Origin of the sequence: Thauera chlorobenzoica (assembly GCF_001922305.1) — a bacterium.
Lineage (GTDB): Bacteria > Pseudomonadota > Gammaproteobacteria > Burkholderiales > Rhodocyclaceae > Thauera > Thauera chlorobenzoica.
Window position 1 is genome coordinate 3,518,928 of the sequence record NZ_CP018839.1, and the last position, 24,574, is coordinate 3,543,501.

A 24,574-nucleotide genomic window follows, 5' to 3' on the forward strand; every position below is an offset into this window, starting at 1 on the left:
CGTCAAAATCAGATCGTTGCCGATGCCGCGAGTTCCCTTCAGGGGCTGACCGGCACGATATCCAGTCCAGCTTCCTCGTCAACCCCGAACATGATGTTGAGATTCTGCACCGCCTGCCCCGCCGCCCCCTTGACCAGATTGTCGATGACCGACAGCACGACCACGGTATCGCCCCCCTGCGGGCGGTGAACAGCGATGCGGCACAAATTCGATGCACGCACCGAGCGGGTTTCGGGATGGCTACCGGCCGGCATCACATCGACAAAAGCCTCGCCCGCATAGCGCGCTTCATACAGCGCCTGCAGATCGACCTCACTCACGCCGGGCTGCAACCGCCCGTACAGGGTGGCGTGGATGCCACGGATCATCGGCGTAAGATGCGGTACGAAAGTAAGCTCGACCGGCTTGCCTGCAACGCGTGACAGCCCTTGCCGGATCTCGGGCAGATGGCGGTGTCCCGCTACGCCATAAGCCTTGAAGCTGTCGGCCGCCTCGGGCAGCAGAGTATGGACCTCGGCCTTCCGCCCGGCACCGGAAACGCCCGACTTGACATCCGCGATCAGATGTCCGCCATCGATCAGCCCGGCTTCGATCAAGGGCAGGAAACCAAGCTGGACGGCCGTTGGATAGCAGCCGGGATTGGCCAGCACACGCGCGGAACGGATCTGGTCACGATTGAGCTCAGGCAAGCCATAGACCGCTTCAGCGGCCAGCGCCGGAGCGGCATGCTCCATTCCGTACCACTTTTCCCATTCGGCGATGTCGCGGATGCGGAAGTCCGCCGCCAGATCGATTACACGCACACCCGCTGCAACCAGCTCCGCCGCCTGTTTCATCGCAATCCCATTCGGGGTTGCAAAGAACACGGCATCGCATTTTTCCAACGCGGCGTCCTGAGGAGCGACGAACTTCAAGGCCACCCGGTGGCGCAGACTGGGAAAGATGTCCGACACCGCCATACCCGCTTCGCCGCGAGAAGTGATCGCAACGAGATCCACTCCCGGATGGCGGCACAGCAGGCGCAACAATTCGACGCCGGTATACCCGGTCCCGCCAACCACTCCAACTTTGATCATGCTCTTTCCTCACTGCAAAGATCCCGAACGGAAATTATCGCACTCCCGCGGCAGAACGCAGCGCCCATCGCGGCAAGGTCTGAAACCGATCGAGCGAGACACCGTTCGCCGGCGCCCGGAAAGCGCAAAAGCCGCCTGAAGAGGCGGCTTTTGCGAGGTTCTTCCCTGCGCTGATCAGCGCTTGGAGAACTGCTTGCGACGACGTGCCTTGCGCAGGCCGACTTTCTTCCGTTCGACTTCGCGGGCATCGCGGGTCACGAAACCCGCCGTGCGCAGCTCGGATTTCAGCTCGGCACTGAAATCGATCAGGGCACGGGTGATGCCGTGGCGAACCGCACCGGCCTGACCGGATTCGCCACCACCGGTGACGTTCACCATGATGTCGAACTTATCCTGATTGCCGGTGAGCACCAGCGGCTGACGCACGATCATGCGGCCGGTTTCACGCGAGAAGAACTCGTCGACCGTCTTGCCATTGACGACGATGTTGCCGGAGCCCGGCTTGATGAATACACGGGCAACCGCGGTCTTGCGGCGACCGGTACCGTAGTTGTAAGTCACAGCCATTTATCGGCTCCTTCAGATCTCGAGGACTTGCGGCTGCTGAGCGGTGTGCGGATGGGACGGCCCCGCATAGCACTTCAGCTTCTTCAGCATGGCGTAGCCCAGCGGGCCCTTCGGCAGCATGCCCTTCACCGCCTTCTCGAGCACGCGCTCGGGGAAGCGCTGCTGGAGCTTGGTGAAGTTGGTTTCGTAAATGCCCCCCGGGTAACCGGAGTGGCGGTAGTACTTCTTGTCCTGGGCCTTGTTGCCGGTCACGCGCAGCTTGTCGACATTGACGACGACGATGAAATCGCCGGTATCAACGTGAGGGGTGTAAATGGCCTTGTGCTTGCCGCGCAGACGGCGAGCCACTTCGGCGGCAAGACGGCCAAGCACCTTGTCCGTGCCGTCGACAACGAACCAGTCGCGCTTGACCTCGTGCGGCTTGGCAGAAAACGTCTTCATGTGGATCCTCGATCTTGTCAGGCCTGCGAACCGGCCGTCAAACGGAAAGCTCGCAATGCTAATGCGAGCGCCGGCCCGATGTCAATTACTCTGTGCGCTTGACGTCATGTCAGGCGAAAAAAAACGCAGTCCGCGAGGACTGCGTTAAATCCACACCAAAGGAGGAGGGTGGAGGAGACACTGCTTGGATCGGCGCGTTTTTGTTTCCGCGTCAGCGATCCGACTGGGATGAATTATGCGGAACCCGAAAAAGGATGGCAAGGACTTTTTGTGCAACGCACGATAAATGTTTTGATTTTTCCATAAGCGCCGCTTATTTACACCCAAAGGCTTGTTTTGCATCAACTTACAATACCGGCAGATGGCTGCGGGGGGCTCTTGGGTCACTTCCGGAAAGTCATTTACGGTACATTTTGTGCACTGCACGCATACGCACCCGTATTGTAGCAGCGCCTGAGCCTCGAGGCCCACCCTCGATCCGTTCGCCTTGCGGCCTGCAGCCCGCCAGACGGCCGCAAGCGCAAGCTTGCGGCACTGCGGTAATATTCGGCTCGACACCCCACCGGAAACCGCAGACAAGGGTCGTTTCGCCCTGCAGGAGTTCACAACCAATGGAATGCACCATCAAATGGCTCGACGGCATGAGCTTCATCGCCGAAACCGGGACCGGTCACCTCGTTGCCATGGATGGCGCACCCGAAGCGGGGGGGCGTAACCTGGCGCCGCGTCCAATGGAATTGATGCTTGCCGGAGCGGGCGGCTGCACTGCATTCGACGTCGTCCTGATCCTCAAGCGTGGCCGCCAGGACGTGCGCGGCTGCAACGTGCGCCTGGAAGCTGAGCGCACGGAAAGCGACCCCAAGGTGTTCACCCGCATCCGCTTCATCTACACGATCACCGGCCGCAAGCTCAAACCCGAGGCGGTCGAGCGCGCCATCCACCTCTCGGCCGAAAAATACTGCTCGGCCTCGATCATGCTGGCCGAGACTGCGGAAATCACGCACGACTTCGAGATCGTCGAGGCCGATTGAAGCGCTGCGGACACGCCTCCCTCCCTCACCGCCCGCCGATGAGAGACGGGGCCGGATCAGATGCGGTAGGCCAGCGTTGTCATCAGCTTCGCCCCCAGCCGCATAGCGGCCTTCGCAGGCGCTGGAAGCTCGTGCGCCCCAAGCCTGACTGCCGTGTCGGCGTGCTCGGCCTCGTCTGCCTTCATCTGCTCGACGATCGCGCGCGAACGCAGATCGCCGGCAGGCAAGGTATCCAGGTGCCCCTTCAGGTGTTGCTCGACCTGACGCTCGGTTTCGGCCAGAAAACCCAGGTTCAGGCGCTCGCCGAAGCGCCCGGCAAGCACTCCCAGGCACAGTGCGCCGCCGTACCACAGGGGATTGAGCAGGCTCTTGCGCCCACCCAGATCGGCGATCCGACGCTCGGTCCACGCCAGGTGCTCGGTTTCTTCCTGTGAAGCCTGGCGCAGCGCGTCACGGATGACAGGGTCGCGGGACATCATCGCCTGCCCCTGGTAGAGGGCCTGGGCGCAGATCTCACCGACATGATTGACCCGCATCAGGGCTGCGGCATGGCGGCGCCCGGCGTCGCCGAGCTCTGCGTCGCGGAGGTCCTCTCCTGGCACCGGGCGAACGCTGCACGCCGACGCAAAGACGGTTCGCAGCGCCCGGTCGAATTCGGTGATGGCCCGATCGATCATCAGCGCCCCCCTGACGAATAGTGGTCACGACGCTGCTTCAGCAGCTGCAATGCGTGGTCGCGATTGCGTGGTGGGGCGGGGCCGTCGCACAGGTAATCCCAGGCGAGCGCCGCTCGCGGCCGGTTGTAGGCATTGCCCCCGATGGCTTGCCATTCGCTCTTTTTCATCGCCACCCAGTTGCCCTCAGGACGCCCGCTTGCGTAGATGCGCCGCTCGCCGGTCGCACAGCGGATCCCCTCGAAGGTAACGTTTTCAGCACCGCCCGCGGTGCGTACAACCAAGGCGTAGCGCACCACGCCATCCTCGCCAACACTGACGCTGCCCTCGTCGACAAAAAAGCGGTTGGGCGAAGACGCGCCGACATCGAAGGCACGCAGCCGGGCCTCCTCGACCGCCGGCGGCATCACCACTTCGCCTTCCTTCCAGTCGGAATCGGCATCTACCAGCAAGCCTGCAAATGCAGGCCCGCAAGCCAGGGCCAGAATCAGCAGCCCGCCGCGGGTCATACAGGATTCGATCGATTTCAAGCGTGCAATTCTCCACAGAGCGAAAGCCGAACCGCCTCCGGCACCGGATCGACCACTGCCGAATAGGCCGGATGGTCGATGCCGACAGCCAGCACCGCACCGCTCTTCAGCGCCCAGACCCGGTGCGGGCCGAGCTCGAAGCGCAGGAAATGCACCGAAGACGTCTTCTCGTCATTTTCGCGTCCGAGATCCTCGTCCGCAATGGCAAACACCGGATCGAACCCCGCCACCTGCACCCAGACACGGTCCTCGATGCCGATCAGACGGGCCAGCCAGCGCTTGCGTTCGGTTTCCTCGGGAAACTCGATCATCATCGTCGCCTTCCAGTTCTGGCCATCGGGCACGAGCGGGTTGTAAGCGGCGAGCTCATCCGCGATACCTGCCTCCTCGAAAATGCGCTCGATGCGCAGCATCTCCTGGACTTGGTAACGGATCGTCAGTTCGTCCTCGAACAGCAGCGTGACATGCGAACCGACCGCGAGCGCACGATTTTTCTTGTGCGCCATCACCCTGGCACGAAACTCGGCACGCTGGCGGGCGTACGCCTCCAGACTCAGCAGGCTGTCGCGCTCGATCATCATCGCGCCCCCTCCTCCAGGCCGTAGGCCATCCGCAACAGGGTCAGCGGATGGGCCTTCGTCGCGCCAAGCTTCGTTCCGCTGTCGCGAATCCCCTGCTGGATATGGCGCCCGGCAATCGGACAGTCGGAGCTGATGAAATCGGGTTCTGCCTGCGCCATCTGGCGAAAGACCGGCCTGCCGATCTTCATCGACTGCTCGAAGTATTCCGTCTTGACCCCCCAGGTGCCGTCATGGCCCGCACAGCGCTCGATCGTCGCGACCTCGGTCCCCGGAATCAGCTGCAGGGTCTCGCGCGTCTTCTGGCCCACGTTCTGCACCCGGCCATGGCAGGGAATGTGGTAGGCGACCTTCCCCAGTTGGCGCGTGAAATCGGTCTTCAGCAACCCATCGCGGTGGCGCAGGATGAAGTACTCGAAGGGGTCGAACATCGCCTCGGCGACCGCCGCGACGTCCTTGTCGTCGGGGTAAAGCAAGGGCAGCTCCTGCTTGAACATCAACGCACAGGAGGGCACCGGCGCGAGGATCGCGTATCCCCCGCGGGCGAGCTTGGCCAACGCCGGGATGTTGCGCCGCTTCAGCCGATCGACCCCCTCGAGATCGCCCAGTTCGAGCTTGGGCATGCCGCAGCACGCTTCCTGCGGCACCAGCACCGACGGGATCTCGTTGTGCGTCAGCACCGCCACCAGGTCATGGCCGATGCCGGGCTCGTTGTAGTTGATGTAGCAGGTCGAGAAGATCGCCACCTTGCCCGGAGTGCGCTCGCCGTCGCGCACCGGCCAGGTGGCACCGAGCCGTGCCTTGGCGCGGAATCTCACCGGTGCATAAGGCGGCAGTTCGCGCCGCCTGTCCACGCCCAGCACCGACTGCAGCACGCCGCGCGCGACGCCGTTGCGGTTGGCCGCATTAACCGTCTGCGCCACCACCGGAATCGCCGCCAGCTTGCCAAGGGCATCGGTACTGGTGAGCAGCTTGTCGCGGAACCGGACTTCGCCCTTGCGGAACTTTACCGCTTTCGCCCGCAGCATCAGGTGCGGAAAATCGATATCCCACTCGTGCGGCGGCACGTAGGGACATTTCGTCATGAAGCAGATGTCGCACAGGTAGCACTGGTCGACCACTTTCGAGTAGTCCTTCTTCGCCACCCCGTCGATTTCCATGGTGCTGCTCGCATCGACCAGATCGAACAGGGTCGGAAAGGCGTTGCACAGGTTCACACAGCGCCGGCATCCGTGACAGATGCCGAACACCCGTTCCATTTCCTCGAGCACCTTGCCTTCGTCGTAGTAGCTGTCCTCGCGCCAGGCGATCGGATGCCGCCTGGGCGCCTCGAGACTTCCCTCGCGCTTGCTCATGACAACACCTCCCTTGCCTCGATCCAACGGTGGGCGGGCGCGCCGCAAGCCGGACGAACGATCGGTCCATCCGGGGCAGCGAACTCAATCCACCAGGGCGTCCAGTGCCTTCTGGAAGCGGTTGGCGTGCGAGCGCTCGGCCTTGGCGAGTGTTTCGAACCAGTCGGCGATTTCGTCGAAGCCTTCATCGCGCGCGGCCTTGGCCATTCCGGGGTACATGTCGGTGTACTCGTGGGTCTCGCCGGCGATGGCGGTGCCGAGGTTCTGCCGGGTCGCCCCGAACGGCAACCCGGTCGCAGGGTCGCCACAGGCCTCGAGATACTCGAGGTGGCCATGGGCATGGCCCGTCTCGCCTTCAGCCGTGGAGCGGAACACCGCGGCGACGTCGTTCTGACCCTCGACGTCGGCCTTGGCGGCGAAATAGAGATAACGCCTGTTGGCCTGGGACTCGCCCGCGAAGGCGGCCTTCAGGTTCTCTTCGGTCCGGGATCCTTTCAGTTCCATGCTCATCTCCTTCTCGTCCACGATCGAATGCGCCATCTTTCAACAGCTGCATTCCAAACCTAGACAATCAGGAGGTGAATCCCAAATTGAAACCGGCTATCCCTGCGATCGCGCAGCGCTATGCCCCGCGCGCCGACGCACCCAGCATGACGCGCACCGGCTCGACCGGTTCGGGCAGGCGGTAGCTTTCCGGCATTTCAAACGCGCGCGTGCGAAAGAGGATGCGGGCGAGCTCGATCAGCGCCAGCTGGTAGACCTGGCGCTTGAATTCGATCACCGCTTCGAGCGGCACCCAATAATTGCTCCATCGCCAGGCATCGAATTCTGGATGCGAACTGGCACGCAGCGACACGTCCGAGTCGCGCCCCACCAGCCGCAGCAGAAACCAGATCTGTTTCTGTCCACGGTACGTGTTGCGCCACTCACGCCGGATCCAGTGCCGGGGCACCTCATAGCGCAGCCAGCCGCGGGTGCGCCCGAGGATCTTTACATGCTCCGGACGCAGTCCGACCTCCTCGTGGAGCTCCCGGTACATGGCCTGCTCGGGAGACTCGCCGTGCTTGATGCCGCCCTGGGGGAATTGCCAGGAATGTTCGCGGATGCGCTTGCCCCAGAACACCTCGTTGCGCGCATTCACCAGAATGATGCCGACGTTCGGGCGAAAGCCTTCACGATCAAGCATGATGAACCTTCAAATTCGGTTGATTGGTGCCGATTTTTCCACACTTGGGCACGCTTTGAAAGCGCACCAGCAGCGTGCGCCGCCTCGATGCGGCAGACCGCGCGCGGCGAACGGCCGCACCATGCGCTAGAATCCCGCGCTCGATCACGCCTTTAACGCCTTTACGCCGAAGACTCTCATGCGCGCCAGCCAGTTCCACCTGTCCACCCTCAAGGAAGCCCCCTCCGACGCCGAAGTCGTCAGCCAGAAGCTGATGCTGCGCGCCGGCATGATCCGCAAGGCCGCCGCCGGCATCTACAGTTACATGCCGCTGGGCCTGCGTGCGATCCGCAAGGTCGAAACGATCATCCGCGAAGAGATGGACCGCGCCGGCGCGATGGAGCTGATCATGCCGCTGGTGCAGCCGGCCGAGTTGTGGCAGGAGACCGGGCGCTGGGACAAGATGGGGGCGGAAATGCTGCGCCTGAAGGATCGCCACGAACGCGACTTCGCCCTGCAGCCTACCTCCGAGGAAGTCGTCACCGACATCGCCCGCCAGGAACTGAAGAGCTACCGCCAGCTGCCGAAGAACTTCTACCAGATCCAGATCAAGTTCCGCGACGAACGCCGGCCGCGCTTCGGCGTCATGCGCGGGCGCGAATTCACCATGAAGGACGCCTACTCCTTCGACCGCAGCGCGGAAGCCGCGGGGCGCAGCTACGACATCATGTTCGCCACGTACAAGCGCATCTTCGACCGCCTCGGCCTCGAATACCGCGCGGTGGCGGCCGACACCGGTGCCATCGGCGGCGACCGCTCGCACGAATTCCAGGTCATCGCCGACACCGGCGAAGACGCCATCGTCTACTGCCCCGGCTCCGACTACGCCGCCAACATCGAGCTCGCCGAAGCCCTGCCGCTACTCGCCCGCCGCGCCGAGGCCACGAAGCCCCTGGAAAAGACCCCGACCCCGGGCAAGGCCAGTTGCGCGGACGTCGCCCAACTGCTCGGCGTACCGCTCGCCACCACGGTCAAGTCGCTGGTGCTCGCCACCGACGACGTCGATGAGAAAGGCAACCTGGCCGGCGTCACCGTGTGGCTGCTGCTGGTGCGCGGCGACCATGCGCTGAACGAAGTCAAGGCAGGCAAGCTGGAAGGTCTGAAGGCCGGCTTCCGCTTCGCCACCGAAACCGAGATCGTCGACCACTTCGGCTGCAAGCCGGGCTACCTCGGCCCGATCGGGGTGAGCAAGCCGGTCAGGGTCATCGCCGACCGCACGGTCGCCCACATGGCCGACTTCATCTGCGGCGCCAACGCCGAGGACTTCCACTACACCGGCGCGAACTGGGGCCGTGACCTGCCCGAGCCCGACCTGGTGGCCGACCTCCGCGACGTCGTCGAGGGCGACCCCAGCCCGGACGGCCGCGGCGTGCTCGCCATCCAGCGCGGCATCGAGGTCGGCCACGTGTTCTATCTGGGCACCAAGTACTCGAAAGCGATGAACGCCACCTTCCTCGACGAGGACGGCAAGCCCAAGCACTTCGAGATGGGCTGCTACGGCATCGGCGTGACCCGCATCCTGGGCGCCGCGATCGAACAGAACCACGACACCCGCGGCATCATCTGGCCGGGCGCGATCGCGCCTTTCGAAGTGGTGATCTGCCCGGTCGGCTGGAGCAAGTCGCAGGCGGTGCGCGACGAGGCACAGAAGCTCTACGACGCGCTCACCGCCACTGGCGCCGATGTCATCCTCGACGACCGCGACGAGCGTCCGGGGGTGATGTTCGCCGACTGGGAACTGATCGGGGTGCCGCACCGCGTCACCATCGGCGATCGCGGCCTGAAGGAGGGGATGGTCGAATACCAGGGGCGGCGCGACCCCGAAGCCGCCAGGCTACCCGTGGGTGACGTTCTCGGTCACGTCCTCGACCGCCTGCGCCGGAGCTGAACCCGCGATGCCCGGCCTGCATACCCGCCTGGGCCGGATCGCTGCTGCACTCTGCCTGACGGCCGCCAGTGGCGGCACGATGGCGGGCACACAGCAGTACGAACCGATGGCGGCGAGCGTGCGCGCGGCCCTGCACGCCGCGGTCAGCGACGCCGCCGCACCGGCGCTGCCGATTCCGGATGCCGGAGAACGCGCGCAATGGCTCGCCGAGATGTCGCGCAGGCTGCAAAAGCGCATCCCGGACGAAGCCTACCGCACCGAACTGCTGACTTCGATCCACTACGAAGCCACCCGCGCCGGCCTCGACCCGCAGCTGGTGCTCGGCCTGATCCAGGTCGAGAGCGGCTTTCGCAAGTACGCCATCTCGTCGGCCGGCGCCCGCGGCTACATGCAGATCATGCCGTTCTGGGTGAAGCTCATCGGCCGCGAAGACGACAACCTCTTCCACCTGCGCACCAACCTGCGCTACGGCTGCACCATCCTGCGTCACTACCTCGACATCGAAAAGGGCGACGTCTTCCGCGCCCTCGGCCGCTACAACGGCAGCCTGGGCAAGGCGCAATACCCCGATCTGGTGCGTGCAGCCTGGGAAAAACACTGGCGCTGGGAAGCCCAGAAGTTCGCCGCCGCCACCCCGGCCCGGGACACAGCGGCGGCGACGCACTGAATACGGCCCCCGCATCTTGCAGGCCGGCGGGGGTGCGACCCAGCCGTTGCCGCCGAGCCAGCGTATCCTTGCTCCGGCGCAGCTCAGCTGCGCCGCCGGGGCGACGGCCTCAGCCGGCGACCGCGGCGAGCGGACGCGACTCGGGCCCCTTGGCGTCGACCGCACGCAGTCCTTCCTTGCCCGCCGAACTCAGCGACTGCACATCGCCGGAGATATCCCCCCCCTCCTCGATCAGGATCTTGCCGTAGCGGATCTTGCCGCTGACGCGCCCGGTCGAGTGGATCAGCAACTGCTGGCGCGCGGTCAGTTCGCCCTCGAAATGGCCGTGGATCTCGGCGATATCGATGCCCACCGACCCCTTGTAGGCGCCCTTCTCGGCGATGCGGAGCACGCGGCTGTCCATCGTCGCCTCGACCCGCCCTTCCACCACCAGGGTGTCGCAGTCATGGATTTCCGCGCCCTTGAGCTTGACTTCCGGGCCGACGATCAGCCGGCTCCCGCCCGCAGGACTCGTTCCGCCGAGCGGAGTGCTTTCCGTAACCGACCCGCTCGCCTTCGCCGCGGCCTCGCCCGTAGTCACCGGCGCCGGATGCGTGACGGACGTCACCGTGCCGCTGGTCGAGGCGGTGCTTCCAAACGGACCCGGGCTGCTGCGGGTGGCGGGGCTTTTCTCGGCCTTATGGAACAGATTGGGCTTGTTGAACATGCTATCTCCTTGAAGGTGGTGCAGACCCTGCGCTGCAGTCCAGCTGGCCCACCAGCAAGTGCCATGCCCGAACATCAATAAGCACACCCGATCAATCACCTGCCAGCCGACTCCGGCAGCTGGGAGACCGATGGAGGACGGTCGCGCGAAGGATTCTGTCGCCGCCCCCCGACAGCACTTCAAGCCGTACGTCCAAACTCCCGCGCGACAAGGCTTTTTTCTTGTCGCCTGCAGGCGACGCGTGCCCGCGCGCTTACTTCGATTTGCATTTTCCTCGCCGCACAAGCGCGCGCGCTGACCTAGACTCCGAAGCTTGTCGCCGCTGCGTCGCGCAGCGTGCACCGGAACATGCCCCTCTTTTTTTCCGGCGCCCTCATGTTTCGCCCCTCCTTTCGCAGCACCTTGCTCCTGAGCTTTCCACTGATCTGCGCCCCCTTGAGCAACAGCTGGCTGGCGCGGTCGCGTGCCGAACCCCGCCCCCAGCGCACCGGACTGCAGCACGCGCCGGATGCGCTGACCGGAACCGCGCGCGGGCCTGCACCGGCGCCGGGCCCACACTCCGGCAGCACCGGATGAGCACCACGATGACCGTGGCCGCAGCGGCTGGCGCCCGCCTGCTGTTGATCGACGACGACACCGATCTACTGCGCCGGTTGTCGCTGCACCTGCGCGCCAGCGGCTACCGCGTCGTCACCGCGACCAGCGCCCGGCACGCGCGCGCGCGCCTCGGCACCCGGCGGTTCGACCTCGTGCTGAGCGACGTCCACCTGCCCGATGGCGACGGCCTTGCCCTGTTCGAGGACATCCGCCGCCAGCACCCCGCCCTGCCGGTGATCCTGCTCACCGCCCACGGCAGCATCCCCGACGCGGTCGAAGCAACCTCGCGCGGCGTCGCCGGCTATCTCACCAAACCCTTCGACAGCCAGACCCTGCTGCGCCACATCGGCCAGGCACTGCAGTTCGCCGCACCCACCGCCGCAGCCCCGTCCCCTGGCGATGCGGCCTGGCGCGCCGGCATCATCAGCCGCAGCATGCGCATGCACACCCTGCTCGACGAGGCCCGGTTGATCGCCGCCTCGGACGCCAGCGTGCTGATCCGCGGCGACAGTGGTACCGGCAAGGAACTGCTGGCGCGCGCGATCCATCTTGCCAGCCCACGTGCCGCCGCCCCCTTCGTCGCGATCAACTGCGGCGCGATCCCCGAGCCGCTGCTCGAGTCCGAGCTCTTCGGTCACGTGCGCGGCGCCTTCACCGGCGCCACCAGCGCCCACCCCGGCCTGATCCAGGCCGCGCATCGCGGCACCTTGTTCCTCGACGAGATCGGCGACATGCCCCCTGCGCTGCAGGTCAAGCTGCTGCGCGTGCTGCAGGAGCGCGCCGTGCGCCCGGTCGGAGCGACCCGCGCGGCGGCAGTCGACCTGCGCATCCTGTCGGCCACCCACCACGACCTCGATGCTGCCCTGGCAGCGGGCCAGTTCCGCGAGGACCTCTACTACCGTATCAACGTCGTCCATCTCGAACTGCCCACGCTGGCCGAGCGGCGCGAAGACATCCCGCTGCTCGCCGAACATTTCCTGCGCCAGCTCACGCAAAAGTACGGCAAGCGCCTCTCGGGCTTCGCCCCCGACGCGCTCGAGGCACTCGCCAGCGCAAACTGGCCGGGCAACGTGCGCCAACTGCAGAATGTCGTCGAACAGGTGTGTGCGCTCACCACCACCGCGCTGATTCCGCGCACGCTCGTCGACCGCGCCTTGCGCGTGAAGCCGGTCGACGCCCTCGGCTACGCCGGGGCAAAGCAGCGCTTCGAGCGAAACTACCTGATACAGCTATTGAAACTGACTGCCGGTAATGTGTCCGAAGCTGCACGGCTGGCCGAACGCAACCGTACCGAGTTCTACCGTCTGCTGCAGCGACACGGTCTGACGCCCGATCTGTTCCGCGGCGACGGGCCCGACATCGAACCATGACCCACCCGCGCAGGAGTCGACCATGATCAAACGCCAGACCATTGCCGCCATCATCGCCACCACCGCCATGGCCTATTCCATCTGGACGCCGGTCCAGGCTGCGAGCCTGCTCTCCGCAGCGCAGATCAACCTGCCGAGCAACTGCGCCGGCGACAAACACGATACCCGCGGCGGCGAAGACAAGGCCTCCAGGCCCGTGCGCAGCTGAACACGGCGCACACGCCGCACACGCCACAGCCTCGTCCGCGCGGAGCGACGCGGCCAGACGGGGGGCGGCCGGCGCGCTTTCGATCGATCAGGCGGTGCCGCCCACCGTCAGCCCGTCGATGCGCAGCGTCGGCTGGCCGACCCCGACCGGCACGCTCTGGCCGTCCTTGCCGCAGGTGCCGACCCCGGGGTCGAGCGCCATGTCGTTGCCGACCATCTTCACCTTGGTCAGCGCATCCGGGCCGTTGCCGATCAGGGTCGCCCCCTTCACCGGGCGGGTGACCTTGCCGTTCTCGATCAAGTAGGCTTCGGCGGTCGAGAACACGAACTTGCCCGACGTGATATCGACCTGGCCGCCGCCAAAATTGGCCGCATACAAGCCCTTCTTCACCGAGCGGATGATCTCTTCCGGCGCCTTGTCGCCGTTCAGCATGTAGGTGTTGGTCATGCGCGGCAGCGGCAGGTGGGCGAAGGACTCGCGCCGGCCGTTGCCGGTCGGCGCCATCCCCATCAGGCGGGCGTTCATCATGTCCTGGAGGTAGCCGGTGAGGATGCCGTCCTCGATCAGCACGGTACGCTCGGTGGGATTGCCTTCGTCGTCGATCGACAGCGAGCCGCGGCGATCGGGCAGGGTGCCGTCATCGACCACGGTGACTCCTTTCGCCGCCACCTGCTGACCGATGCGCCCGGAAAACGCCGAACTGCCCTTGCGGTTGAAGTCGCCTTCGAGGCCGTGGCCGATCGCCTCGTGGAGCAGGATCCCCGGCCACCCCGGACCGAGCACCACCGGCATGCTGCCGGCCGGCACCGGATCGGCGCCCAGGTTAACCCGCGCCTGATGCACTGCCGCGCGGGCGTAGGTACGCAGCCGCTCGTCGTCGAAATAACCGTAATCGTAGCGCCCGCCGCCGCCGCCACTGCCCTGCTCGCGGCGGCCGTTCTCTTCCATGATCACGGTCAGCGACACCCGCACCAGCGGGCGCACATCCGCCGCCAGGTGGCCGTCACTGCGCGCCACCATCACCACCTCCCACGAACCGGCGATATGCGCCATGACCTGGGTCACGCGCGAATCCTCGGCGCGGGCGAGGCTTTCCAGGCGTTCGAGCAGCTTCACCTTGGCGGTGTCGTCGAGCGAATCGAGGGGGTCGTCGGCGCGGTAAAGGCGGTTCTCGCGCCCATGCCGGCGGATGCCGACCTGGCGCCGCTCGCCGGCGACGGCAATCGCGCGCGTCGTCGTCGCGGCCCCCAGCAGCGCATCCAGCGAGATGTCGTCCGAGTAGGCGAAGGCGGTCTTCTCGCCGCTGATCGCACGCACGCCGACCCCCTGCTCGATGTCGAAGCTGCCCGATTTGACGATGCCTTCTTCCAGGCTCCAGGCTTCGGAGCGCTGGTACTGGAAGTACAGGTCGGCGAAGTCGATGTCGTGGCGCATCAGCGCGCGGAAGGTTTTTTCCAGTTCCGCCTCGCCGAGCCCATAGGGCGACAGCAGATGACGATCGGCGATATCCAGCAGGGAGGTATTGTTGCTCATTGAAAATCCTCGGTACGGTGCCGGGTTGGACCGGCCCCGAGTGAAAACGATCGGCCGACGCGGCCGCTCCAGCAAAGCTCAGCCCAGGCGACGGTGGCGCAGCGCCGGCAGGCTTTCGCGCACCGCAGCGATGCGCGCCGGGTCGAGCTCGGCGAGCACCACGCCGGGCCCTTCGTCGCGGCAGGCGAGCACCTCGCCCCAGGGGTCGATGATCATCGTGTGCCCCCAGGTGACGCGCCCGCCCGGATGGCGGCCGCCCTGCGCCGGCGCGATCACGTAGCACTGGTTCTCGATCGCGCGCGCGCGCAGCAGCACTTCCCAGTGCGCCCGCCCGGTGGTGAAGGTGAACGCCGCCGGCAGTACGATCAGGTCGACTTCGCCCATCGCCCGGAACAGCTCCGGAAAGCGCAGGTCGTAACACACCGACAGCCCGGTGCGCCCGGCCGGCGAATCGAAACAGCACACTTCGCCGCCCTGCTCGATGGTCGCGGCTTCGTCGTAGTGCTCCTCGCCGCGGCGAAAGCCGAACAGGTGGATCTTGTCATAGCGCGCGACACGGCGCCCCTGGTCGTCGAACACCAGGGTGCTGTTGCGCACTTTGTCATCGGTGCTGGCGCGCAGCGGAATCGTGCCGCCGACCAGCCACACGCCGTGGCGACGCGCGGTGGCGGCGAGAAAGGCCTGCAGCGGACCATCGCCTTCGGCTTCGCGGAGGCGTACCTTGGCGGACTCGTCGGCGCTGATCAGGGCAAAATATTCGGGCAGGGCGACCAGCGCGGCCCCGGCGGCGGCGGCTTCGGCCACCAGCGCGGCAACCGCTTCGAGGTTGGCATCGACGTCGGGGCCGGAGACGGTCTGGATCGCGGCGATGCGGACCGGGCCGGGCGGTCGGTGGAAAGCTTGGGCGGTGAGGCTGGAGTTCATCTGTCGTGTCGCTTGGGGTCGGAAGAGAGGCAGGCGCAGAACCGGCGGCCCAGCCCGCAGATGCGGCCCCGGCAGCGCCGGGCGCGCTATTGGGCCGGCGGCAGTTCGACGCTGCCGCGCTTGACGACCTGCGGGTCGGTCCAGGTGCCGCTGACGGCGTATTCAAAGGCGAAGAGCTTTTCGATCGGGTCGCTGAGCACCTTCTGCGCCAGATAGGCCGCGACCCCGACCGCAGGGTTGAGCAGCCCGGCCGCGGCGCCGATCGCGACCGACTCCGACAGCGTCGGCTGCACGAAGACCCGCAGATCCTGGGTCTCCGCCACCAGGTCGGTCGCGCCGCTCATCCTGATCCGCGCAGCAGGCCCGCGGATTTCAAGCTCCTCGGTGCGCAACACCCCGGCAGCCACGTCGATGCTACCGGAAATGCGATCGAAGGCGAATCCTTCCGAAAACACATCGCGAAAATCCAGCGTGATGCGCCGCGGCAGCGACTGCAGGCTGAGGATGCCGAGCAGGCGGCCGACACCGGGCTCGAGCTTGTTGAACTGGCCGGCGCCCGTCTCCAGGGTCAGCCGGCCGGCCAGCGACGGATAGTCGATGCGCGTCGGCGCGCCCTCCCAGCCAATGTCGCCGGCCACCGTCGCCGCCCCGCCGCGCACCACATCGGGATAGCCCAGGCGGCGCGAAAGGCGCCCGACATCGGCGGTTTCCAGGCGGAACGTCATCTGCGTGCGCTGGCGCCCGGCCGCCTGCCACTGCCCCTTGCCCGCCAGCCGGCCATCGGGGTTGTCGAGCGCGAAGCGTTCGAGCTGCCACAGTCCCCCGCGATTGCGGGCGAACACTTCGAGCCGCCCCAGTTCCAGCCCGCGCAGGCGGAAGCGTTCGGCCACCACGTCCAGTGCCGGCAGCCGGCGCGGCGGAGTATGGATTTCCTCACCGCCATCGGGCTCGCCCGGCTCGCCTTCGCTACCGACGGACAAATGCCGGAAGCGGGCGGACAAGGCGCCACCGCCCGCCCTGCGCCAGTCGAAGTCGCCTTCGGCGAGGTCGCTGTCGAGCCGGGCCTTCCAGCCGCCGGGATCGGCCACCGCGCGCAGATCCACCGCCTTCAGGCTGTGGCCGAAGGCGAGGACCTCGTCGGCCGCCAAAGTGATGCCGCCAAGGGGCAGGCCGCCAGCCGCTTCGGCGCCCCCCCCGGCCTCCTCCTCGCCCACCTCGTCGGCGGCGTCCTCGCCGTCTTCGAGCACCCGCCGCCAGGCATCGAAGTCGAGCCGGTCGAGAACCGCAGCGATGCGCACCCCACGGGTCGAGGCGGGCACGGCATCGGCCGTCGCGCGGCCAAGCGCCACCCCCCCGGCGAGCGAGGTCCAGGCCGCTGAGCTGCGCTGCAGTTCGGCCCGGGCGAGGGTACCGAGCTGCAGGGTGATCGTGGTCGACGCCTGCCCCGCGGGATACTCGAACATCAGCTGCAGCGGCCAACGCTCCGTTCCCGACTTGTTGAGCGGTGCGGGCAGGCTGGAGACCAGCCCCGCCAGGTCGGAGCTGAACTCCCCCCGTGTTCCGCTCTTGCCGATGCCGATCAGCATCTTCCAGTCGAGGGTGCCGGAGAGGTTGTCGAGCGCCGGCTGCGCATAGGCGGCGCGCAAAGCCGAAACCGCCGCCTTGCCTTCGGCTTCGAAACGCACTCCGCCGTCGGCGGCGGTACGCGCGCTCACCCGCAGCGGATGGCCGAACAGTCGCGCGCGCGCTTCGGGCATCGACAACGAGTCGGCGGTAAAGCGCAGCCGCCCGCCCGCCCCCTCCAGTGGCGGCAGCCCGGCGATGATCGAAACCCGGTTGTCGGCGAAGCGGAACTCGCCTTCGACCCCGGTTTCTCCCAGGTCGCGCAAAGGCATCACCAGCTTCAGCGCCAGCTCTCCGCGCCCTTCGGCCTGCATGCCGTCGGTGAACCCGCCGATGCGCGCCGACACCGGACTCGCCGACACGAAGCGGAGGAATTCCGCGGTCGGGCCTTGCGCCCGCCCGGTAATGGTCATGATCTCGCTGGGGCGCTGATCGAGCTCGGGGACGTCGACCCGCACGCCGGACAGATCCACTCCCAGGATACGGGCCCGCTCGGCGTCGATGTGCATCCCCGGCCCCTCGAAGCGCAGCTCGCCGTGGATGCCGTCGATCCGGGGCCACCCCGGCGCATAGTCGAGCACCCCATCGGCCACCCGGACCGACACCAGGAACTGGCCCTCGCCGTCGCGGAAAGGAAAATCCTCCAGGCGGCCGCGCAGGCGCAACCGTGCCTCGGGCACCGCAGCCGCGAGAATCGCGTTGCGCACCCAGTCGTGGGTATCGCGGTTGACCACGCGCGGCAGGTAGCGCCACACCGCCGTCCCGGCGGCACGGTCGAGGCGGGCCTGCAGGTCGATTTCCCCCGCGCCCCCGGGCTGCGGCCAGTAGCGTCCGGAAGCACTGCCGGCGGCATCGGCGTTGTCGAATTCGGCGCGGTCGAGGGCGATCTCGAGCCGGCCCTCGCGTTCGAGCCAGCCTCCTTCGGCGCGCAGACGGTCGAACGCCAGACGCCCGCTTTCGAACACTTCGGGCAACTCCACATGGGCGCCCTGGCCATCGATCCTGAACCGGCCACGACTCTGATTCCCCTCGATCGTTCCCGCCAGCCCCCCCAGCCCCGGCAGGCCGTCGCGGGCGAGCACGCCGATGCCGGCGAAGCCAGTGGACAGGGTCCAGGCCTGCGGCGCAGCGGTCGTGCCCCGCCAGCTCAGGCGCAGGTCGTTCAGGCGGCCCTGCGGGGCGAAGCCGGCGAGCCGCTCGCGCAGCGCCGTATCGAGCGGCAGATACGCAGCCAGCCCGGCCAGCGCGGCGAAATCCAGCTCCCCGGCAACCAGGCTTCCGCCCGCGGCAGCACCGTCGGGGTTGTGCTCCAGGCGCAGCTCGACATCCCCGGGTTCGAGCACCAGCCCGGCCTCGGCCTGCAGCACCAGCCGGCGCGCGCGCAGCACGACCCCACGGGGCGCACGCTCGAAGGCGAGGCGGCCGTCGAGGCGGGCGACCGCGAGTTCGGGCAGATCCCCGGCAAGACGGGTACGGACATCGTCGAGCGCGAAATCGGCGGTCAGCGCAGTTTCGCCCTTGCCGTCGGAGTCGAGCCAGGCCCGCACGCTGCCGCGTCCGCTCACCGGCAGCGGGTAATCGACCCAGGGCCGCCAACCGCCGAGGTCGGCCCGATCCAGTGCAAGATACAGCCGCCCGGCCGACGCCTGCAGCACCTCGGGATCGAAGTGCGCGAGCTCGCCGCGCAGCTCCAGCATCGATGCAAGCGCTTGCGGCGGCTGTGCGCGCAGTGCGAAACGGGCGGGTGCGGAACGCTGGTCGAGGCGGAACTCGACCTGCTCGAGTTCGAGTTCGGGCGCCGCCCGCATTTCGTCCGACCACCGCAGCCGGGCGCCGTGAATGACGATCTGGCGCTGCGCCAGCAGCCACTGCAGCCCCCCCCCCTGCCCCTCTCCCCCCTGCAGCGGCAGACCGGCGACGAACAAGGCGCCGTCCCCGGCGCGTCGCGCGACCAGTTCCGGTGCGTCGATCTCGAGGCGATGGAAATAAGGCCGCAGGCGAAGCAGCGACGACCACGCCAGCGTGGCGTCGACCCTGGGCAAGGACAATGCCGGACGGCCTTCGGCGTCGGCGATGCGCAATCCGCTGAGTTGCAGCCGGGGACGCCACCCCACCCAATCCCCCTCGATCGCTGCGATCGACACCGGCAGGCCGAGCCCCGCGCTCGCCGCCGCTGCGATCCGTTCGCGAAACTCGCCCACCGCCGGCAGCAGCAGGTGCCGGGTGGCGAGCACCAGCACCGCGAATGCGAACCACAGCGTCACCGCTGCGCGCAGCCCCCACTTGCCGAGCAGGCGCGCGCGCGCGCGCCACGGCACCCGCGGTGCGGATTCACGGCCTGAAGGGGCGGGGCGGGGCGGGGCCAGAAGTTCGCTCGCGATCGGGTTTCCGGCCGATCTGGCCGGGACTCGGGCCGGCGGGTGACGCGAGGTGCACACTGCGGCACGCCAGTCCCCCACCGGAACATTCCATCGCCACGCCAACGGGCGGTGGGCACGGCTAGAATATGCTTTCTGCCCACGCGCGGCCGGATCATGGTCGATTCGGTCTGCATTCTACCAACGATCGCCACGCCCGCACCGGAGCCCGGCCATGTCTTCCCCCTCCAGCGCGCCCGACGAGGGCCTGCAGGCCGTATCCTGCGCGCGCCGCTTCTCGCGCTACCTCGCGCGCATGCTCGACAGCCAGCCCTGGCTGGCCGCGGCGCTCGCCGCCAGCATCGACCGCCCGCTCGCCGCCGAACCGATGCAGCGCTTCATCGCCGCCCGCGAAACCGCGCCCGGCGGCGCCGAAGCCGCATTGCGCCCGGTGCTGCGGCAGTTGCGGATCTGGGTGCTGTGCCACCTGATCGTGCGCGATCTCGTCCGGGGAGCGTCCCTGGACGAAGTGACCGAAACCATGACCGTGCTCGCCGAAGTCGCTGTGCGCCATGCCCACCAGGTGCTGCGCACCGCCCTCGTGCAGCGCTACGGCCAGCCGCTGTCGCCGACCGGCTGGGAGCAGGAGCTGCTGGTGATCGGCATGGGCAAGCTCGGCGGACGCGAGCTCAACGTCTCCTCCGACATCGACCTGATCTTCGTCTACCCCGAAGACGGCGACACCGGCGGCGCCAAGGTCATCAGCAACTTCGAATTCTTCGAGCGCCTGGGCAAGCAGCTGATCCAGGCCCTGGCCGATATCACCGAGCACGGCCAGGTCTTCCGCGTCGACATGCGCCTGCGCCCGAACGGCGACTCTGGCCCGCTGGTGTGCAGCTTCGACATGCTCGAGAACTACTTCATGACCCAGGGCCGCGAGTGGGAGCGTTACGCCTGGATCAAGGCGCGGGTGCTGCGTGGCGAGCGCTGGACCGAACTGCAGAACATCGCCCGCCCCTTCGTGTTCCGCAAATACCTCGACTTCGGCGCGATCAATGCGATGCGCAGTCTGCACGCGCAAATCCGCCGCGAAGTCACGCGCCGCGACCGCATCAACAACATCAAGCTCGGCCCGGGGGGCATCCGTGAGATCGAGTTCCTCGCCCAGGTCTTCCAGCTCATCCGCGGCGGCCGCGACACCGCCTTGCAGGTGCGTCCGACGCTGAAGGCGCTCGCCCTGCTGCCCGAACGCGGCATCCTGGACGCTGAAACCGTGGCCGAATTGTCCACCGCCTATGAATTCCTGCGCCGGCTGGAACACCGCCTGCAATATGTCGACGACGCCCAGACCCACGACCTGCCCGCCAGCGACGGCGACCAGGCGCTGATCGCCGAAGCGATGGGCTTTGCCGACTACCCCGCGCTGCTCGCCACGCTCGAAGCCCATCGCACGCGGGTGAGCCATCATTTCGACCGCGTCTTCGGCGACCCTTCGGAGGAGGACCACAGCCTGGACGCCACCTGGGCGCATGCCGAAGATCTCGACAGCGTCGTCCCCGCGCTCGGCGAACTGGGCTACCGCCACCCCCGGGCCGGCGCCGAGCGCCTCGCCGCAATCCACGCCAGCCCACGCTACCGCCAGCTACCGAACAACATCAAGAGCCGCTTCGATGCGCTGATGCCGCGCCTGATCGAGGCCGCCGCCGGCACCCCGGGGCCAGACGACACCCTGGCGCGCTGCCTCGACCTGATGGAGGCGATCGGCCGCCGCGGCGCCTACCTCGCCCTGCTCCAGCAATATCCGCAGGCCCTGCGCCGGGTCGCCGACCTGATGGGCGCCTCGCGCTGGGGGGCGCAGTTCCTCGCCCGTCACCCGATCCTGCTCGACGAGATGCTCGACGCCCGCAACCTCGAAGCCCCGCCCGACTGGCCCGCCCTGCGCAGCAGCCTCGGCACCGAACTGGACGCCCTCGAGCCCGACATGGAACGCCAGATGGACCTGATGCGCGAGCAGCACCACGCCCAGGTGTTCCGCCTGCTGACCCAGGACCTCGCCGGCCTGCTGACGGTGGAGAAGCTCGCCGACCACCTCTCCGAGCTGGCCGACCTGATGCTCGACCTGACCGTGCCGCTGTGCTGGCGCAAGATCAAGATCCGCCACCGCGACGCGCCACGCTTCGCCGTGATCAGCTACGGCAAGCTCGGCGGCAAGGAGCTGGGCTACGCCTCGGATCTGGACATCGTCTTCCTCTACGACGACGACGCGCCCGAAGCGCCCGAGGTCTATACCCGCCTGGCGCAGCGCACCAACACCTGGCTCTCCAGCCAGACCGCCGCCGGGCAGCTGTTCGAGACCGACCTGCGCCTGCGCCCCAACGGCGAAGCGGGAATGATCGCCACCTCGCTCGAGGCCTTCCGCAAATACCAGCTCGAGTCGGCCTGGGTGTGGGAACATCAGGCCCTCACCCGGGCGCGCTTTTCCGCCGGCGAGCGCGCGATCGGCGAGGCCTTCGAGCGCATCCGCGACGAAGTCCTGCGCCTGCCGCGCGAGCTCGGCGCCCTGCGCACCGAAGTGCTGGCGATGCGCCAGAAGATGCGCGATGCCCACGGCGGCAAGAGCGCCCTGTTCGATCTCAAGCACGACCCCGGCGGCCTCATCGACGTCGAGTTCCTGATCCAGTATCTGGTGCTCGGCCACGCCCACGCCCATCCCCCGCTCACCGGCAACCTCGGCAACATCGCCCTGCTGCGCATCGCCGGTGAGCTCGGGCTGATTCCCCCCGCACTCGCCGCCGCCTGCGCCGACAGTTATCGCGAGCTGCGCCGCCTGCAGCACCGCCAGCGTCTCAACGACCGCCCCTCGCGGGTCGATCCGGACGAAGCCGGACGCGCCCGGCAGCCAGTGCTGGCCTTGTGGGACACCGTATTCGGAACCTGAGCCCCCGGCGCCATCTCCCTGCCATGGCCGCGACCATGACGCCCGGCGGCACTGCGACTAGAATTCAGCGGCCACCACCGTCACCGCCTGCCCCCCATGAGCCGCGAAATCGAACTCAAGCTTGCCCTGCCGCACAGCGCCTTGCCGGCATTGCGCCGCCACCCGCTGGTGGCGGCAGCGACCCGTCTGGGCAACGCCGTCACCCTCGACAACACCTATTACGACACGCCAACCCTGCAGCTCAAGGCGCACAAGGTCGCCGTGCGCATCCGCCGCCAGGGCCGGCGCGCACTGCAGACGGTGAAATGCGCGGCACTCTCCAGCGGCGGCTTGTCGCAACGTCCGGAATGGGAGCAGGCCTACACCGGCGCCTTCGACTTTTCCGCCGTCACCGACCCCGCGGCACGCCGCCTGCTCGACCGTCATCACGACGCCCTGGTGCCGGTGTTCACCACCCGCTTTCGCCGCGAGACCCGGCGCCATTCCCCCCGCGAAGGGCTCGCCATCCTGCTGATGATCGACACCGGTGAAGTCGTCCTGAGCACACCCGAAGGGGTCGAGCGCCGGGCGCCGATCTGCGAGCTGGAGCTCGAACTCGAACAGGGCCTGCCCGCCGATCTGCTCGAACTCGCCTGCGCGCTGGCACAGGGCCTGCCGCTGATGCCGGCAGACCTTTCCAAGGCCGAGCGCGGCTACCGGCTGTTCCTCGACGCACCGCCGCCCGCACCCTGCCGCAGCGAGCCTTCCACGATCGCCGCCGGCGACAGCCTGATCGGTGCCTTCCGCAGCCTGGCGCTGGCCTGCGTACGCCAGTGGCAGGCCAACGCCACCGCGGCATCCGCCCACACCTCCCCGGATGCGACCCTCTCCGAGTACATCCATCAGTTGCGGGTCTCGCAGCGCCGCCTGCGTGCCCTGCTCAAAATCTTTGCTCCCGCCCTGCCGGTCGGCTTCGTCGCCACCTGGAATGCCCGCCTGCGCGACAATGCCAACCGCTTCGGCGCTGCCCGCGACCTTGACGTGTTCTGCTCCGAACTGCTCGCAACGGTCCGCACCGAAGGGCTGGCCGACGCCGACGCCATGGCGCTATTGATCAAGACCGCCGAAAACGCGCGGACGGATGCACGACACCTCACCGCGCACGCGCTCGAGCTCGCCGCCCAGGGCCGGCTGCTGCTCGAATTCACCCTTGCCCTGGAGCGGCTGGCAAGCAACAACCTGCTCGAGGCTGCCGACCTGCGCACCTTCGCCCGCCTGCGCCTGGAGCGCCTGCGCAAACGCGGACGACGACAGCTCGACGCCGCCGCCACCCGCGAGCCCACCGCCCTTCACGCGCTGCGGATCGATTTCAAGCAGTTGCGCTACGGCGCCGAATTCTTCGCCCCGCTGTTTCCGGCCAGGGCGATGAAGCGCTACCAGGAACGACTCGCCCGCGCCCAGGCCACGCTCGGCTTCCTGCAGGATGTCGATGCCGCCCGCGCCCGGCTCGCGCAATGGACTGCGGCCCAGGCCGCGATCGCCCCTGCCGCCGCGTTCGTGCTCGGCTGGCATGCCCCGCGCTACGCCCGCCTGCGCCACCGGGTGATCCGCGACTGCAGCCCCCTGGTGCATGGGCGCAAGCCGTGGTGAGGCGGCACAGCCCCGGCGTGCCGCCGCCGTCATCGGGCCGCAACATGAAACACCGATGATGCCGGCCCTCGACCCCAGGGAGACATACATGGACCTGCTGCTCTGGCGCCATGCGGAAGCCGCCGACGGCATCCCCGACCACACCCGCGCACTCACCGCCCGCGGCCTCAAGCAGGCCCAGCGCATGGCGCACTGGATCGAAGCGCACCGTCCCAAGGCGCTGCGGGTGCTGGCCAGCCCCAGCCTGCGCACGCGCCAGACCGCAGCGGCCTTCACCGACGACTTCCGCGTCGTCGCCGGGCTCGGCCCGGACGGCAGCGTCGCCGACCTGCTCGCTGCCAGCGGCTGGCCCGATGCCAGCGGCGCCACCCTGATCGTCGGCCATCAGCCCGCGCTCGGCCGCCTCGCCGCGCTGCTGCTGTCCGGCACCGAAGCCGACTGGACGATCAAGAAAGGCGCCCTGTGGTGGTTCACCAACCGCGTCCGTGAAGGCGAAACCCAGACCGTACTGCGCGCGGTGATCCCTTCCGAGCTTGCCTAGCGCAGCACCTCCCGCCGCGGCCGCGGAGGGGGTGAATTCCTGCCCCCGCGATCGGTCTCATGGCTCGGATGCGGTTTCCGGAAGCTCTCGCCCGACACGCCGCGATGAGCCCCCGA

At 67.6% G+C, this 24,574-nt stretch carries 21 protein-coding genes; 8 read left to right on the plus strand and 13 right to left on the minus strand.

From position 1 onward, the window contains the following. Nucleotides 1-38: 38 nt before the first annotated feature. From argC to rplM, 3 genes are all read right to left on the minus strand, one after another. Nucleotides 39-1,076, minus strand: a complete 1,038-nt coding sequence (gene argC, locus Tchl_RS16435; RefSeq protein WP_075149315.1) for an N-acetyl-gamma-glutamyl-phosphate reductase — start codon at nucleotides 1,074-1,076, stop codon at nucleotides 39-41. A 174-nt stretch (nucleotides 1,077-1,250) separates the two neighbouring features. Further along, nucleotides 1,251-1,643: a 30S ribosomal protein S9 gene (gene rpsI, locus Tchl_RS16440; RefSeq protein WP_075149316.1), complete on the minus strand. Its 393-nt coding sequence runs from the start codon at nucleotides 1,641-1,643 to the stop codon at nucleotides 1,251-1,253. A 12-nt stretch (nucleotides 1,644-1,655) separates the two neighbouring features. Next, nucleotides 1,656-2,084 (minus strand): 50S ribosomal protein L13, encoded by a 429-nt coding sequence (rplM, locus tag Tchl_RS16445; protein ID WP_002924531.1) that lies wholly within the window; start codon nucleotides 2,082-2,084, stop codon nucleotides 1,656-1,658. Nucleotides 2,085-2,695: 611 nt separating this feature from the next. Here rplM and Tchl_RS16450 point away from each other — a divergent pair. Beyond that, complete coding sequence (locus tag Tchl_RS16450) at nucleotides 2,696-3,115, plus strand: OsmC family protein (protein ID WP_075149317.1); 420 nt, start codon at nucleotides 2,696-2,698, stop codon at nucleotides 3,113-3,115. A 56-nt stretch (nucleotides 3,116-3,171) separates the two neighbouring features. Here Tchl_RS16450 and coq7 read toward each other — a convergent pair whose 3' ends face one another. The 6 genes from coq7 to Tchl_RS16480 all read right to left on the minus strand — a co-directional run bounded on the left by coq7 (nucleotide 3,172) and on the right by Tchl_RS16480 (nucleotide 7,438). Further along, nucleotides 3,172-3,792, minus strand: a complete 621-nt coding sequence (coq7, locus tag Tchl_RS16455; protein ID WP_075149318.1) for a 2-polyprenyl-3-methyl-6-methoxy-1,4-benzoquinone monooxygenase — start codon at nucleotides 3,790-3,792, stop codon at nucleotides 3,172-3,174. Then, nucleotides 3,792-4,319 (minus strand): CNP1-like family protein, encoded by a 528-nt coding sequence (locus Tchl_RS16460; protein WP_408646113.1) that lies wholly within the window; start codon nucleotides 4,317-4,319, stop codon nucleotides 3,792-3,794. The genes coq7 and Tchl_RS16460 overlap by 1 nt, the downstream gene beginning before the upstream one ends. Further along, nucleotides 4,316-4,900: a DUF3501 family protein gene (locus Tchl_RS16465; protein ID WP_075149320.1), complete on the minus strand. Its 585-nt coding sequence runs from the start codon at nucleotides 4,898-4,900 to the stop codon at nucleotides 4,316-4,318. Before Tchl_RS16465 ends, Tchl_RS16460 begins: the two co-directional genes overlap by 4 nt. Next, nucleotides 4,897-6,252: a heterodisulfide reductase-related iron-sulfur binding cluster gene (locus tag Tchl_RS16470; protein WP_075149321.1), complete on the minus strand. Its 1,356-nt coding sequence runs from the start codon at nucleotides 6,250-6,252 to the stop codon at nucleotides 4,897-4,899. The genes Tchl_RS16465 and Tchl_RS16470 overlap by 4 nt, the downstream gene beginning before the upstream one ends. 84 nt (nucleotides 6,253-6,336) lie before the next feature. Next, nucleotides 6,337-6,756: a rubrerythrin family protein gene (locus Tchl_RS16475; protein WP_075149781.1), complete on the minus strand. Its 420-nt coding sequence runs from the start codon at nucleotides 6,754-6,756 to the stop codon at nucleotides 6,337-6,339. Between the two features lie 118 nt (nucleotides 6,757-6,874). Further along, nucleotides 6,875-7,438, minus strand: coding sequence for an RNA pyrophosphohydrolase (locus Tchl_RS16480; protein ID WP_075149322.1), 564 nt, complete (start codon nucleotides 7,436-7,438; stop codon nucleotides 6,875-6,877). A 178-nt stretch (nucleotides 7,439-7,616) separates the two neighbouring features. Between Tchl_RS16480 and Tchl_RS16485 the strand changes: the two genes are divergently transcribed. Beyond that, nucleotides 7,617-9,365 (plus strand): proline--tRNA ligase, encoded by a 1,749-nt coding sequence (locus Tchl_RS16485; RefSeq protein WP_075149323.1) that lies wholly within the window; start codon nucleotides 7,617-7,619, stop codon nucleotides 9,363-9,365. 7 nt (nucleotides 9,366-9,372) lie between these two features. Continuing rightward, nucleotides 9,373-10,032, plus strand: a complete 660-nt coding sequence (locus Tchl_RS16490) for a lytic transglycosylase domain-containing protein (protein ID WP_075149324.1) — start codon at nucleotides 9,373-9,375, stop codon at nucleotides 10,030-10,032. Between the two features lie 109 nt (nucleotides 10,033-10,141). Here the strand turns inward: Tchl_RS16490 and Tchl_RS16495 are convergent, their stop codons facing one another. Beyond that, nucleotides 10,142-10,738 (minus strand): bactofilin family protein, encoded by a 597-nt coding sequence (locus tag Tchl_RS16495; RefSeq protein WP_075149325.1) that lies wholly within the window; start codon nucleotides 10,736-10,738, stop codon nucleotides 10,142-10,144. Between the two features lie 572 nt (nucleotides 10,739-11,310). On the opposite strand from Tchl_RS16495, the gene Tchl_RS16505 reads away from it, so the two are divergent. Further along, on the plus strand, nucleotides 11,311-12,705 hold the full coding sequence (locus Tchl_RS16505) for a sigma 54-interacting transcriptional regulator (protein ID WP_075149327.1): 1,395 nt from the start codon (nucleotides 11,311-11,313) through the stop codon (nucleotides 12,703-12,705). A gap of 22 nt (nucleotides 12,706-12,727) precedes the next feature. Further along, nucleotides 12,728-12,913 (plus strand): hypothetical protein, encoded by a 186-nt coding sequence (locus tag Tchl_RS16510; protein ID WP_075149328.1) that lies wholly within the window; start codon nucleotides 12,728-12,730, stop codon nucleotides 12,911-12,913. An 87-nt stretch (nucleotides 12,914-13,000) separates the two neighbouring features. Here Tchl_RS16510 and tldD read toward each other — a convergent pair whose 3' ends face one another. The 3 genes from tldD to Tchl_RS16525 form a co-directional block, all read right to left on the minus strand. After that, entirely contained in the window at nucleotides 13,001-14,446 is a 1,446-nt protein-coding gene (gene tldD, locus Tchl_RS16515; RefSeq protein ID WP_075149329.1) for a metalloprotease TldD, read from the minus strand. A gap of 78 nt (nucleotides 14,447-14,524) precedes the next feature. Continuing rightward, on the minus strand, nucleotides 14,525-15,370 hold the full coding sequence (locus Tchl_RS16520; protein ID WP_075149330.1) for a carbon-nitrogen hydrolase family protein: 846 nt from the start codon (nucleotides 15,368-15,370) through the stop codon (nucleotides 14,525-14,527). Between the two features lie 86 nt (nucleotides 15,371-15,456). After that, a complete protein-coding gene (locus Tchl_RS16525; RefSeq protein ID WP_232311612.1) occupies nucleotides 15,457-19,311 on the minus strand; it encodes a YhdP family protein in 3,855 nt (1,284 codons plus the stop codon). Nucleotides 19,312-19,585: 274 nt separating this feature from the next. Between Tchl_RS16525 and glnE the strand changes: the two genes are divergently transcribed. The 3 genes from glnE (at nucleotide 19,586) to Tchl_RS16540 (ending at nucleotide 24,458) form a co-directional block, all read left to right on the plus strand. Continuing rightward, nucleotides 19,586-22,288, plus strand: coding sequence for a bifunctional [glutamate--ammonia ligase]-adenylyl-L-tyrosine phosphorylase/[glutamate--ammonia-ligase] adenylyltransferase (gene glnE, locus Tchl_RS16530; protein WP_075149331.1), 2,703 nt, complete (start codon nucleotides 19,586-19,588; stop codon nucleotides 22,286-22,288). A 96-nt stretch (nucleotides 22,289-22,384) separates the two neighbouring features. Further along, on the plus strand, nucleotides 22,385-23,917 hold the full coding sequence (locus tag Tchl_RS16535; protein ID WP_075149332.1) for a CYTH and CHAD domain-containing protein: 1,533 nt from the start codon (nucleotides 22,385-22,387) through the stop codon (nucleotides 23,915-23,917). An 88-nt stretch (nucleotides 23,918-24,005) separates the two neighbouring features. After that, nucleotides 24,006-24,458 carry a SixA phosphatase family protein gene (locus Tchl_RS16540; protein ID WP_075149783.1) on the plus strand — a complete coding sequence of 151 codons (453 nt, stop codon included), beginning with the start codon at nucleotides 24,006-24,008 and terminating at the stop codon, nucleotides 24,456-24,458. Nucleotides 24,459-24,574 lie beyond the last annotated feature (116 nt).

Bases quoted from the DNA above. Each gene is read 5' to 3' on its own strand.
- argC (WP_075149315.1), bottom strand. From the start codon at position 1,076: ATGATCAAAGTTGGAGTGGTTGGCGGGACCGGGTATACCGGCGTCGAA.
- rpsI (WP_075149316.1), bottom strand. From the start codon at position 1,643: ATGGCTGTGACTTACAACTACGGTACCGGTCGCCGCAAGACCGCGGTT.
- rplM (WP_002924531.1), bottom strand. From the start codon at position 2,084: ATGAAGACGTTTTCTGCCAAGCCGCACGAGGTCAAGCGCGACTGGTTC.
- Tchl_RS16450 (WP_075149317.1), top strand. From the start codon at position 2,696: ATGGAATGCACCATCAAATGGCTCGACGGCATGAGCTTCATCGCCGAA.
- coq7 (WP_075149318.1), bottom strand. From the start codon at position 3,792: ATGATCGATCGGGCCATCACCGAATTCGACCGGGCGCTGCGAACCGTC.
- Tchl_RS16465 (WP_075149320.1), bottom strand. From the start codon at position 4,900: ATGATGATCGAGCGCGACAGCCTGCTGAGTCTGGAGGCGTACGCCCGC.
- Tchl_RS16470 (WP_075149321.1), bottom strand. From the start codon at position 6,252: ATGAGCAAGCGCGAGGGAAGTCTCGAGGCGCCCAGGCGGCATCCGATC.
- Tchl_RS16475 (WP_075149781.1), bottom strand. From the start codon at position 6,756: ATGGAACTGAAAGGATCCCGGACCGAAGAGAACCTGAAGGCCGCCTTC.
- Tchl_RS16480 (WP_075149322.1), bottom strand. From the start codon at position 7,438: ATGCTTGATCGTGAAGGCTTTCGCCCGAACGTCGGCATCATTCTGGTG.
- Tchl_RS16485 (WP_075149323.1), top strand. From the start codon at position 7,617: ATGCGCGCCAGCCAGTTCCACCTGTCCACCCTCAAGGAAGCCCCCTCC.
- Tchl_RS16490 (WP_075149324.1), top strand. From the start codon at position 9,373: ATGCCCGGCCTGCATACCCGCCTGGGCCGGATCGCTGCTGCACTCTGC.
- Tchl_RS16495 (WP_075149325.1), bottom strand. From the start codon at position 10,738: ATGTTCAACAAGCCCAATCTGTTCCATAAGGCCGAGAAAAGCCCCGCC.
- Tchl_RS16505 (WP_075149327.1), top strand. From the start codon at position 11,311: ATGAGCACCACGATGACCGTGGCCGCAGCGGCTGGCGCCCGCCTGCTG.
- Tchl_RS16510 (WP_075149328.1), top strand. From the start codon at position 12,728: ATGATCAAACGCCAGACCATTGCCGCCATCATCGCCACCACCGCCATG.
- tldD (WP_075149329.1), bottom strand. From the start codon at position 14,446: ATGAGCAACAATACCTCCCTGCTGGATATCGCCGATCGTCATCTGCTG.
- Tchl_RS16520 (WP_075149330.1), bottom strand. From the start codon at position 15,370: ATGAACTCCAGCCTCACCGCCCAAGCTTTCCACCGACCGCCCGGCCCG.
- glnE (WP_075149331.1), top strand. From the start codon at position 19,586: ATGTCTTCCCCCTCCAGCGCGCCCGACGAGGGCCTGCAGGCCGTATCC.
- Tchl_RS16535 (WP_075149332.1), top strand. From the start codon at position 22,385: ATGAGCCGCGAAATCGAACTCAAGCTTGCCCTGCCGCACAGCGCCTTG.
- Tchl_RS16540 (WP_075149783.1), top strand. From the start codon at position 24,006: ATGGACCTGCTGCTCTGGCGCCATGCGGAAGCCGCCGACGGCATCCCC.